Raw genomic sequence first — 11,396 nt, 5'->3', positions numbered from 1 at the left:
TCTGTGAATCTGTGGCTAATTTTTACACCAAGACTACACCAAGTACTCAAATAAAAAATTTGCGAATTTGCGGCGTTCACTTTTACGCCACTAATACACCAATTATTGAATCAAATAAAAAATCTGTGAATCTGTGGCTAATTTTTACACCAAGACTACACCAAGTACTCAAATAAAAAATTTGCGAATTTGCGGTGTTCACTTTTACGCCACTAATACACCAATTATTGAATCAAATAAGAAATCTGTGAATCTGTGGCTAATTTTTACACCAAGACTACACCAAGTACTCAAATAAAAAATTTGCGAATTTGCGGTGTTCACTTTTACGCCAATAATGCACCAATTATTGAATCAAATAAAAAATCTGTGAATCTGTGGCTAATTTTTACACCAAGACTACACCAAGTACTCAAATAAAAAATTTGCGAATTTGCGGTGTTCACTTTTACGCCACTAATACACCAATTATTGAATCAAATGAGAAATCTGTGAATCTGTGGCTAACCTGCCACCACCAAAAAAACCAAGCAATTAGCAGTTATTTAACTGACCAACAACTATTTTTTACCGAAAAACTTGTTTATTTCGTTTTTTATTCTACATTTGTAGAGCAATGTTTTAATCTGTAGAGACAAACCACTTTATGCGCTATTCATTTATCATACTAGTTTTGACCCTTTCTTTATTTGGTTGTAAAACCAATCAAATGAAAAATAAATTTCGAACCGGTCGTTGGGTGGAGCAATACGCACAAGATAGCGCAAACTACAAATCCATTGGAACCTATAAAAAAGGAGATCCTGTAAAAAAATGGCGGTATTATTTGAATGGTAAAATCATTAAAAGGGAAAAATACAACCGTAGCATTTGCAAAACAATATTTTATCATGAAAATGGAAAAATACAATCTAGAGGAATGTCTAAATTAGATACAACTGATAAATATGCACACTGGTTTTATTTTGGCGATTGGAATTACTATAATGACGATGGAAAACTAACAACAATTAGAAAATACAATAACGGAGAATTACTTTCCGAAATAAAAATAAAATAAAAATGCAACAACTTACAAATTCAGAAGAACAACTCATGGAACACCTTTGGCAACTTGAAAAAGCCTTTATGAAAGATTTATTGGAAGCGTACCCAGAGCCAAAACCGGCTACCACAACGGTAGCCACTTTACTGAAACGAATGATCGACAAACAATTTGTTGCTTACACCGAATTTGGAAACTCCCGTGAATATTATCCGTTGGTCAAAAAAACCGATTATTTCTCAAAACACGTCAACGGATTGATTAGTAATTTTTTCAACAATTCGGCATCACAATTTGCTTCTTTCTTTACCAAAGAAACCAATTTATCTCAAACCGAACTGGAAGAACTCAAGAAAATAATAGACAGTGAAATTCTAAAAAAGAAAAAATGACCGACTTTCTAATTAAATCATCCATCAGCTTAATAGCTTTGCTAGCAGTGTATTATTTGTTTCTTGAAAAAGAAAAAATGCACCGTTTCAATCGGTTTTACTTGTTGTTTAGCCTTATTTTTTCGCTGACACTTCCCTTTATAACCATTGAAGTAATTCAGGAAATAACCTCACGTCCAGTCAATCTAGGAAATATACAAATAATGCAAGGAGGTGCTGAAGCAATAGAAGAAACAAACTATACAGTTATAGGACTGTGGAGTATATATGCCTTGATCACGCTAATTCTTACCATCCGTTTCGCCTACAACATCATCAAGATTTCTGGCAAAATGAAGTCAAATTCTCGAATTCCTTTTAAGAATGCTAAATTAATTCTAGTCCCTGAAAAAACGTTACCACATACGTTCCTAAATACGATTTTCATCAACGAAACGGAATACAAGAACCGTCAAATTGAAGCCGAATTGTACACGCACGAACTCACGCATGTCACCCAAAAACACACCTTAGACATTCTATTTATCGAAATCTTAAAGACTGTATTTTGGTTCAACCCCATTTTTATTTTTTATAAAAAAGCGATACAACTCAATCACGAATTTCTTGCTGACGAGAAAGTCGTGACCTCCTATAACAATGTTCCGTTCTACCAATCTTTATTACTATCGAAAGCAAACGAGAACCAAACTTTTTACTTGGCCAGTAATTTGAATTATTTAATAACTAAAAAACGATTACTCATGATGACAAAAACCACATCAAAAAAGCTTTCACTTGTCAAGAAAATGACAATTATTCCTGTACTATCTATGCTTTTAATGGCCTTTTGCATTAAAACAGTTGCAAGAGAAAAGAACGATCCTATCCTTGTTCAGCAACCAATTTTAAATGAGAAAATTGCCACTGCCAAAAGTGCATTGCAACAAATTGAAAAATCAGAAAAACAAAGCGACACCATAAAAAGAAAAAAACTGGAGGTTGTGAAAATTAAGAATGAAGAGTATACCAAAATTGGTAGTCTTTATTTTAATGATAAAGGATCTGTAGATAGTAAAGGCAATCCTGTAAATGACGGTTATATTTTTATCAACAATGAGGTCCATTTTTATGTGACAAAAGGTAAAGAAAGAGAATACTACAACAGGTTAGGATCCAGAGTAAACAGCCAAGGAGTAAAAATAAATAATGAAACAATTACTGTTTTAGAAAAAGACTATCGGGCAGAAGCTTCAAAATTGATCGCCAGCGATGAATTAGGGGATATTTACAATACAGCTGGAGTAACAGAAAAACCAGATTTTCCGGGAGGAATGATGGATTTTTACAAATTTGTCGGCAATAATTTTAAAACTCCAGAACAACCTAATTTAAAAGGGAAGGTTTACATCACTTTTATAGTTGAAAAAGACGGCAGTATTAGCAACGTAAAAAACATTCGCGATATTGGCTATGGAACTGGTGATGAAGCCGTACGTGTTTTAAACTTATGTCCAAAATGGATACCCGGTAAAATGGACGGTGTCCCTGTGAGAGTGTTATACAGTTTACCAATAACGATACAATCTGGCAAATCTTAATAAAAACAAATCCGCTTCTTAGTGTAAAGGAGCGGATTTGTTAATTTAAAGTTTCGCAGCTACCCTAGCAAGGATTCGGGTTTATAATTTGTAGACATTTGCTGTACTATTTGTATTGTTTGCTCAATGTTATGGGCACAGTTTACAAAACTACGCTAACGATTGTGATATATCGGTGCGATCGGGCATTCTTAGCACGTTCGGTATTATCTTCCGAATATTTTTGATAATATTCCTTTCTTAATTGGTTTTTCAATTCCCCAAATTAATTCTGTTTCGTGTCGTTTTGCTTTGTCAATCTTCGGTCCAAATTTACCCCAAGCAAAACCGCTTCGATTTTGTTTCTTTCGTAAATCAGCAACAACACAATTGTCAGGAAGCAATAAAGCAAACTCTTTTAAGATTATATCGTTTGATTGTCTTGCGTTTTCAACTTCGATAAATCCGATATTTTGATTCCAAATATCCTTCACACTTTTTTCGTGTATTATGTCAAGATTTGATTTATTTCCGTTTTTGCCAAAGTCATTTACGTGTTCGATAAATTGAGTTAGATTGTCTGAATGTTTTATAATAACTGCTGGGTCGTGGCAAACATAAAATACGTTTCCCCAATTACCATTTTTGTCAATATCTAAAATCCAAAAATTACCAAATCCATCTCCTGCAAGTTGAACAGAGTTTGGGAAAAACTCTTCAAATCCAAATTGTTCAAAACCGTCAAATGTTATTTCTTCAAGTCCATAAAATTCAAAACCACTTGCGAAATTTAAGAGCTCTCTAATTTCAGTTGGAATTTGTCCTTTTGGAACTCGTTTCGCTAATTCATCAATTTCTAATTCTGTTAAGCCTGATTTAAGTTGAACTTTGTATTCGTCTCCATCTTCGGATATATATTTCTCTGTTAAAATGGATTTTAGCTGTTCAGTTGGTGTCATATTTTAAGTTTCTTTTTTCGGTAAGTTCGGTTTATGTTTGCAGGTAACATTTTGCGGCTTTGAGATGGTGGGGAATACGTAACCTTGCAACTTTCTGCTTTGCAGAAAAGTTGAAGCTAAACGGTAATTCCACTAAAACCCCACTATATCAAAACCGCTGTTGGCAGATAGTGGCTTTATTTACTTTTCAGTTAGCATTAAATTTTCTTCAATATATTTTTCTATTGATTTCGGTAAAGGTTGAAAATACTGATTATCGACTTTCTCCCAATATCTTTCATTGAATTTATTTGGTCTTTTGAAAGAGTAAAAGTTATCAAATTGTTTTGTTCCTAATTCATTTACATATTCTTTTTCCAGTAAATAAAATTCGTGTGTCGCTTCTACTTTTTGAAATTTATCTTTTTGTTTTCTTTTAATATCATAACTTCTAATTTCTTTATAGTATATAATGTTTTCTGAATTTATTTTTTGGATTTCATTGTTTTCATAAATCGAATTTATGGTGTAATTATTATAATCCGTTTCCATTCCTAAAGCTTTCATTATTTTAGGTTTTGATTGCGAAATGATTTCTAATTGTAAGTTAGATTTATTATTTACTGTTGCAATTGTTCCTTTTTCAAGACTTGTTTCTTGGTCTAAAATATTTGTTTGTGAATTGTTTACTGTTTTTAAATTATATTCAGCGTTTAGACTTTCAAAATTTGAAAATTCATTAAATGTTGGAACACCTGCAACCATAAAAAAGAAAGTCTTGCTTAATTGCTTTACTGACTTGTTCTCAAATGAACGATTAGAAATAATTTTCAATTTTGTTTTTCCTGACTTCAATGAAATGTATATTTCAGCAATTCCATCAATAAAATAATGTGGTTTATCTTCATTAATTTGAAGACTTCTAAAATATCCTTTTAATTTCAAATATTTATAGGTTTTAGGTTTAGTTATTACAACTTCACTTAATTCTATGGAAACTTTGTTCAAAGATATAATTTGTGTGTTATTATATTCTTCAATACTTAACGCAGTTGTTATGTACAAACTATTTACAAAAGTCAGATTAGTTGTTTTGGAAGTTCGAATTTTATCTTCTAAGTCCGAAGAAATTGCACCTTTTATATCAGTGATACCTATTAAATCTCCTTTTTCCGAATAAATTTCAACAAATGGGACAAACTTTTCTGAAAACGTTTCTCTTATTTTATGTTGTGAATATATTGATGAAAGTGAAATTAAAATTAATAGTATTGAAAATTTAATTTTTGTCATTTAATGTATTTATTATTTGGATTCTTCTCGTTTTTTTTGCCATTTCTGCCAACATTAATATACGCGCTACGCCGTAGCGTATATACACCCAAAATTAGGTAGATAGGCGCTACTGCATGCCTCTTTTTATATTTCCAAATATATTGATTTTTTCGTACAAATTTTCTTAAAAAAAAATGAACGTCTTAATTATTGCGGCTCGCGTGAGGGATAGCAGCGGAAATCCTTTGTGTTTTTTCTTTAAAAACACAAAGATTGTAGCGTAGAGCCCGACCCAAAGTGGCCAGGAGGAACGACGAAGCAACTTTGGGTCACGCCCAAAAAATACACAATCAAAAGATGAAGTGTATAAAAAAATCCGCAACTCTAGACTTTTGTCACAAGAAGCGGATTGATCAAACTAAAAATCTAAAAAAACTAATAACTAAACTCTTTATCCGGATTGTATCCTAAATACGGCATGGCGATTTCCTTGAAAACTACGCCGTAGTCTTCTAACTCTTTTAAAATAGGTTCGTATACTTCTTTACGAATGGGCAGTTGCACTCCCGGAGTCGTGATTTTACCATTTAGGATTAACAAAGTCGCCATGGCAACGGGTAAACCTACTGTTTTGGCCATCGCGGTATAGGTTTGATCGTCGCCAATGCACACCATTTTGGAATCTATTTGTTCTTTTTTGCCCTGTATTTCGTAACCAAATTTGTGGTACATGACAATCATATCTTTATCATCTTGTTGAAGCGTCCAACTATCAGTCAATATTTTCTCTAGAATTTGAGCGGGTGTAGCATTTTTTAAACCTACAATTTTATCGCGGTTGAACAAATCGAGTTCTAATAATTTGTCCCACATAATGTCATCTTGGTCGATCTTGAGAATCAAACGCGTCTTGATTTCTACTGAATCTGTGGGGTGATACGGCAAAAACGAATTCACAAACTCCCTGTAGCTCATATTCTCCGAATTTTCCATGATGTAACTGTCATCCGTCATTCCTAATTGAACAAACATAGTCCACGCTTTAGAGAAACCTACTCTTCGGATCGTTCCTCTATATAAAGTAAGCACATTATCTAAACCATACACACTGCGGTACTTCAAGGAATCTCGATTCGAATACGCTTCAAAACGACCATATCCTTCCACTTGTAAAAACTCGGTTCTGCGAAACAAATTACAATACGGAATGTACTTATAAGTTCCTTCTTGAATAAACTTAGCAGCTCCTCCTTGACCAGCGAGCACAACATTGCGCGGCGCCCAAGTAAATTTATAATTCCAAAGATTCGTATCGGATTCTGGAGCCACCAATCCGCCACAAAAAGATTCAAAAAGAAGCATTTTACCGCCTTTATCTTTTATGGCATCAATCACTTTCATCGCACTCATGTGATCAATTCCTGGATCCAGTCCAATTTCGTTCATGAAAATCAGATTGTTTTCCTTTGCGGCAGCGTCTAATACTTGCATCGCATCACTGACGTAAGAGGCGGTAACTAAATGTTTTTTATAAATAATACAATCTTTGGCCACCTGAATATGCAAATAAGCTGGTAACATTGAGATCACAATATTGGCATTCTCAATCGCAGCTTTTCTTTGATTTTCATCAAAAATATCCAAAGCAATTGCCGTAGCATTCGTATGATTATTTGTCTTTTTTTGGGCCAATGCCAAGGACAAATCACCAATAACAAGATGTAAGCTCTCTTTCTCAGATTTACTTAAAAGATACTGAATTAAAGAGGATGCGGATCTTCCTGCCCCAATGATTAAAATTGTTCTCATTTTTATACATTTATAACACAAACATACAAAAATGTTGTATTTATAACAAAATAACAATAGATAATTTAGAAAATTAAAAAATCGAAAAGGGAAACTTCCGCGATTCTACCTTTCAAATCGAAAGTATCGGTCCAAATACTTTTAAATTGAGGTGGTATGAAATACTTTTGCAATAAAATCACTAATCTCATGGACAAAAAGATACTTTCAACAGGAGCAATTTTAGGAATGATTGCTATAATTCTGGGTGCTTTTGGCGCGCATGCCCTAAAAAAAGTACTGACTATTGATCAATTAGCCACTTTTGAAACTGGTGTACGCTACCAAATGTACCATGCCATTTTTTTATTATTTATTGGTCTAACGCAAGACCTCTCCTTAAAAACTAAAAAAACAATCTACTTATTGGTCGTATTTGGTGTTCTATTATTCTCCGGTTCTATTTATTTATTAGCCACAAATGACCTTACTGCTTTTGATTTTAAAATTATTGGATTCGTAACTCCCATTGGTGGACTCTTGCTAATTGTGGCTTGGAGCATTTTATTACTGCGCGTATTAAATAAAAAATCACAAAACTAGCAGAATCAAACGCTAACTGAAAATTAATTTCTACTTTTGCAGTCTATAAAAAGAAACCACACAACAATAGATTTATGGACAATAACACACTTTTCACGCAATCGATTTCGTTAAAAGAATTAGGAATTGAAAATGCAAAAATTCATTACCAGTTATCCCCTGAAGAATTACACGACATTACAATACAATCAGGTCAAGGAATAGAGGTTTCATCAGAATCATTAGCGGTAAACACAGGGGAATACACGGGACGCTCTCCAAAGGATCGTTTCATTGTAAAAGACAGCATTACCGAAGACAAAGTTTGGTGGGGAAATGTCAACATTCCTTTTGCTCCAGAGGCCTTTGATGCCTTGTATAACAAAGTGACTGCTTATTTATCAAACAAAGAAGTTTTCGTTAGAGATGCTTATGCATGTGCAGATCCCAATTACAGATTAAATATTAGAGCGGTTACAGAAAACGCATGGTCTAATTTATTTTGTTACAACATGTTTTTAAGACCTGAAGTACAAGAATTAGCCAATTTTACGCCAGAATGGACTTTAATATCTGCACCAGGTTTCTTCGCAGACCCTGAATTAGACGGAACGCGTCAAAGCAACTTTGCGATTTTAAATTTTACTAGAAAAATAGTCCTTATTGGTGGCACTGGATACACTGGAGAAATAAAAAAAGGAATTTTCTCTGCTTTGAACTTTATAATGCCCGTTTTTAGAAATACAATGCCAATGCATTGCAGCGCAAACGTAGGGCAAAATGAAGATACTGCAATTTTCTTTGGATTATCAGGAACTGGAAAAACTACCTTATCTGCAGATCCTAATCGTAAACTAATAGGAGATGATGAACATGGATGGACGAATGAAAATACTATCTTTAATTTTGAGGGAGGATGTTATGCAAAAGTAATCAATCTTTCAGAAGAAAATGAACCAGATATTTTCAGAGCAATAAAAAAAGGATCGCTTTTAGAAAATGTAATTGTCAATTCAGACACCAAAGAAGTTGATTTTGAAGATGTTTCGATAACAGAAAACACTAGGGTAAGTTATCCAATATTCCACATAGACAACATCCAGCCAGGCTCTATTGGAAAAAATCCAAAAAATATCTTTTTCCTAACAGCCGATTCTTTTGGTATTTTACCTCCAATTTCTAAACTAACTCCTGGACAGGCTGCTTATCACTTTATTTCTGGTTATACAGCTAAAGTAGCGGGAACCGAAGCTGGAATTACAGAGCCTCAACCTAACTTTTCTGCTTGTTTTGGTGCTCCTTTTATGCCTTTGCATCCCACTAAATATGCTGAGATGTTAAGTAAAAAAATCAAAGATGCTAACGTAAAAGTTTGGCTAATCAATACTGGATGGACTGGAGGTCCTTACGGAATAGGGAGTAGAATGAAATTAAAGTACACGCGTGCTATGATTACAGCCGCTCTCAATGGAGAATTAGACGAAGTGGGGTATGAGAATCATGAAGTTTTTGGAATAGCCAAACCACAAACCTGTCCCAATGTACCTAGTGAAATATTAAATCCTAGAAATACTTGGGAAGATCCTGAGTTATACGACAAAAAAGCCATTGAATTAGCTCAAAAATTTAAAGCTAACTTCGCCAAATTTGAAGAATTTGCAAATGACGAAATTATGGCGGGAGCTCCAAAAGCGTAAGCCACTACTAATCAATAAACTATAGAGCCGTTCGTAAAGAGCGGCTCTTTTTTTTGTCTATACAAAACAGTAATTAAAAACAAATCAACTATTTATACCAAGATTCATTTTTTGGCGTTAAATTTGAATCAATCACCCGAGTCAGAATAGCGAACTGGCGAAGCAATCAAAAAATCAATCATGTTAAAACAATTTTTTATCCTTTGTTCCGGAGCTGACAAAGACTTACTTGAAGGCTGTTCTGAAGGCGAACAAACCAAATATGTAGGTATTGGCGCCACTGTTTTCTTCACCGCCGTAATGGCTTTTATTGCCAGTTCTTATGCGCTGTTCACTGTGTTTGATAATGTGTTTCCCGCATTACTCTTTGGACTAGTCTGGAGTTTACTTATTTTTAATTTAGATCGTTTTATTGTATCTACCATTCGAAAAAGAGATCGCTTTGGAAGTGAATTTCTACAGGCAACTCCTCGAATTATTTTGGCGGTAATTATCGCTATTGTAATTTCGAAACCATTAGAAATTAAAATCTTCGAGAAAGAAATTAATACCGTTTTATTGAAAGAGAAAAATGCGATGGCTTTGAATAACAAAAAAGAAGTGGCGAATTATTTCAAATCGGATTTGGATAAAAACAAAGTGGAAATCGATAAATTAAAATCAGAAATCACAAGCAAAGAGAAAGAAGTAAATACGCTTTATGAAACTTACATCACCGAAGCCGAAGGAACCGCAGGAACCAAAAAATTAGGTAAAGGTCCTGTTTTTAAAGAAAAAATTGCCAAACATGATTTGGCCAAAAAAGAACTGGACACCTTACAAAAAACCAACTTGGCTAAAATTGCTGAAATGGAAAAAAACACCAAAACGCTGCAAACCGATTTAGACAAGAAAGTTAACGAAACCCAACCTATTATTGATGGATTTGATGGTTTAATGGCACGAATCAACGCCTTGGATAAATTACCTTGGCTGCCTTCTTTTTTTATCATGCTCTTGTTTCTAGCCATTGAAACGTCTCCTATTATTGCTAAATTGCTATCTCCAAAAGGCGAATACGATTATAAATTAGAAGATCTGGAAACAGCATTAAAAGCAACAATTGAACAAGACAAATACCAACGTACTTTGTTGGTTAAAACTAGTGCAACCATGCACGATAAAATCTACGGAGACATAGTAGACGACAAAAATTTGTATGATTTACAACGCAAAAACGCTTCTGATTTATTAAAATTACAATCTAATAATTTTGTAGAAAAACAGAAAAGAACACTTTAATCTGATATTTTTAAAGTCAAAAGTCTTAAAAATCAGCACAAGACTTGCTTTCCTATGACTTTTGACTCTAACACTTTAAAATAACTTACATATAGCTCAAAATTTCTTTTTTGAAAGCATCGTATTCTCCTTGCAAAATCAAACCGTTATCTAGTAATTTTTTATAATTCTGTAGTTTTTCAAAAAGTGCATCCTGCGACAAGTTGTGCAAACCATTTTCTTTTTGAAAATCAGCAGGTGCATTGAGCTCCTCGGATTTCAAATTAAAAGGTGGAGGTGTAATGGTCATTATTTCAGCAAAACTAGTCACTTCCTCCGTCTCCATTTCTTCAATAATCTCCTCTTCTTCTATCGAAATCACAGGAACTTCATCAATAATTGTCGCATTTAATACGGAACCACTTTTCAATATATCCAATTGTTCTTTAGCATACGTAAAAATCTTTCTCGCTTGAATTTTTGGAATATAATCAATCGAAACCTCCATATTAGTTCGAGTTGTAAATGAAAACTCGGAACCCAAAATATTTTCTTTTACAAAAGTTCCTTCTATCTCATCCCAAGTGTAATCAATAAAATTCATGGAAAGTCCCAGATTTTTGGGCTGACAAATGATAATTCTTTTATTCGTCATCACAATACTATCCGGCAAAACAGTAATCGCTGGTTTTTTTTGAACCGCGATATATCCTATCTCCTCATTCTTCATCAATAAATCACTCAATTTTGAAGCTATTTTTTCAATGGCTTTTGGATCTTGTTCTTCGTTTAAAAACTTCTTAAATTGTTCTTTCATTTTTATGCTGAATTTATTTCAGTACCTGTTTATTATTTATATC

Annotated in this window: 10 protein-coding genes; 6 read left to right on the top strand and 4 right to left on the bottom strand. The window is 33.6% G+C overall.

What is annotated here, in order from left to right; translation table 11 throughout:
* The first annotated feature begins 709 nt into the window (after nucleotides 1-709).
* Genes BUC11_RS09665 through BUC11_RS17155 form a run of 3 tightly spaced genes read left to right on the top strand, consistent with a single transcriptional unit; the run spans nucleotide 710 to nucleotide 3,017 of the window.
* Nucleotides 710-1,060: a toxin-antitoxin system YwqK family antitoxin gene (locus BUC11_RS09665; RefSeq protein ID WP_245793840.1), complete on the top strand. Its 351-nt coding sequence runs from the start codon at nucleotides 710-712 to the stop codon at nucleotides 1,058-1,060.
* 2 nt (nucleotides 1,061-1,062) lie between these two features.
* The gene (locus BUC11_RS09660; RefSeq protein WP_073353650.1) at nucleotides 1,063-1,437 is read left to right on the top strand and encodes a BlaI/MecI/CopY family transcriptional regulator; all 375 of its coding nucleotides are present in this window, start codon (nucleotides 1,063-1,065) and stop codon (nucleotides 1,435-1,437) included.
* Nucleotides 1,434-3,017: a M56 family metallopeptidase gene (locus tag BUC11_RS17155; protein WP_073353648.1), complete on the top strand. Its 1,584-nt coding sequence runs from the start codon at nucleotides 1,434-1,436 to the stop codon at nucleotides 3,015-3,017. Before BUC11_RS09660 ends, BUC11_RS17155 begins: the two co-directional genes overlap by 4 nt.
* A 206-nt stretch (nucleotides 3,018-3,223) precedes the next feature.
* Here BUC11_RS17155 and BUC11_RS09650 read toward each other — a convergent pair whose 3' ends face one another.
* The 3 genes from BUC11_RS09650 to BUC11_RS09640 form a co-directional block, all read right to left on the bottom strand.
* A complete protein-coding gene (locus BUC11_RS09650; RefSeq protein WP_073353647.1) occupies nucleotides 3,224-3,955 on the bottom strand; it encodes an SMI1/KNR4 family protein in 732 nt (243 codons plus the stop codon).
* A 180-nt stretch (nucleotides 3,956-4,135) separates the two neighbouring features.
* Nucleotides 4,136-5,227, bottom strand: a complete 1,092-nt coding sequence (locus BUC11_RS09645) for a hypothetical protein (protein WP_073353645.1) — start codon at nucleotides 5,225-5,227, stop codon at nucleotides 4,136-4,138.
* Between the two features lie 417 nt (nucleotides 5,228-5,644).
* Nucleotides 5,645-7,018 carry a saccharopine dehydrogenase family protein gene (locus tag BUC11_RS09640; RefSeq protein ID WP_073353644.1) on the bottom strand — a complete coding sequence of 458 codons (1,374 nt, stop codon included), beginning with the start codon at nucleotides 7,016-7,018 and terminating at the stop codon, nucleotides 5,645-5,647.
* A 189-nt stretch (nucleotides 7,019-7,207) separates the two neighbouring features.
* On the opposite strand from BUC11_RS09640, the gene BUC11_RS09635 reads away from it, so the two are divergent.
* From BUC11_RS09635 to BUC11_RS09625, 3 genes are all read left to right on the top strand, one after another.
* A complete protein-coding gene (locus BUC11_RS09635) occupies nucleotides 7,208-7,600 on the top strand; it encodes a DUF423 domain-containing protein (protein WP_073353642.1) in 393 nt (130 codons plus the stop codon).
* A 74-nt stretch (nucleotides 7,601-7,674) separates the two neighbouring features.
* The gene (gene pckA, locus BUC11_RS09630) at nucleotides 7,675-9,276 is read left to right on the top strand and encodes a phosphoenolpyruvate carboxykinase (ATP) (protein WP_073353641.1); all 1,602 of its coding nucleotides are present in this window, start codon (nucleotides 7,675-7,677) and stop codon (nucleotides 9,274-9,276) included.
* A 180-nt stretch (nucleotides 9,277-9,456) separates the two neighbouring features.
* The gene (locus BUC11_RS09625) at nucleotides 9,457-10,557 is read left to right on the top strand and encodes a DUF4407 domain-containing protein (RefSeq protein ID WP_073353640.1); all 1,101 of its coding nucleotides are present in this window, start codon (nucleotides 9,457-9,459) and stop codon (nucleotides 10,555-10,557) included.
* 85 nt (nucleotides 10,558-10,642) lie between these two features.
* Here the strand turns inward: BUC11_RS09625 and BUC11_RS09620 are convergent, their stop codons facing one another.
* Nucleotides 10,643-11,353, bottom strand: a complete 711-nt coding sequence (locus BUC11_RS09620; protein ID WP_073353638.1) for a PH domain-containing protein — start codon at nucleotides 11,351-11,353, stop codon at nucleotides 10,643-10,645.
* Nucleotides 11,354-11,396: the final 43 nt, after the last annotated feature.

This window comes from Flavobacterium xanthum, assembly GCF_900142695.1.
GTDB classification, from domain to species: Bacteria; Bacteroidota; Bacteroidia; order Flavobacteriales; family Flavobacteriaceae; genus Flavobacterium; species Flavobacterium xanthum.
This window is presented reverse-complemented; position numbering and strand designations above follow the sequence as displayed.

Coding starts and splice junctions, on each gene's coding strand:
- BUC11_RS09665 (WP_245793840.1), top strand. CDS start 710: ATGAAAAATAAATTTCGAACCGGTCGTTGGGTGGAGCAATACGCACAA.
- BUC11_RS17155 (WP_073353648.1), top strand. CDS start 1,434: ATGACCGACTTTCTAATTAAATCATCCATCAGCTTAATAGCTTTGCTA.
- BUC11_RS09645 (WP_073353645.1), bottom strand. CDS start 5,227: ATGACAAAAATTAAATTTTCAATACTATTAATTTTAATTTCACTTTCA.
- BUC11_RS09640 (WP_073353644.1), bottom strand. CDS start 7,018: ATGAGAACAATTTTAATCATTGGGGCAGGAAGATCCGCATCCTCTTTA.
- pckA (WP_073353641.1), top strand. CDS start 7,675: ATGGACAATAACACACTTTTCACGCAATCGATTTCGTTAAAAGAATTA.
- BUC11_RS09650 (WP_073353647.1), bottom strand. CDS start 3,955: ATGACACCAACTGAACAGCTAAAATCCATTTTAACAGAGAAATATATA.
- BUC11_RS09620 (WP_073353638.1), bottom strand. CDS start 11,353: ATGAAAGAACAATTTAAGAAGTTTTTAAACGAAGAACAAGATCCAAAA.
- BUC11_RS09635 (WP_073353642.1), top strand. CDS start 7,208: ATGGACAAAAAGATACTTTCAACAGGAGCAATTTTAGGAATGATTGCT.
- BUC11_RS09660 (WP_073353650.1), top strand. CDS start 1,063: ATGCAACAACTTACAAATTCAGAAGAACAACTCATGGAACACCTTTGG.
- BUC11_RS09625 (WP_073353640.1), top strand. CDS start 9,457: ATGTTAAAACAATTTTTTATCCTTTGTTCCGGAGCTGACAAAGACTTA.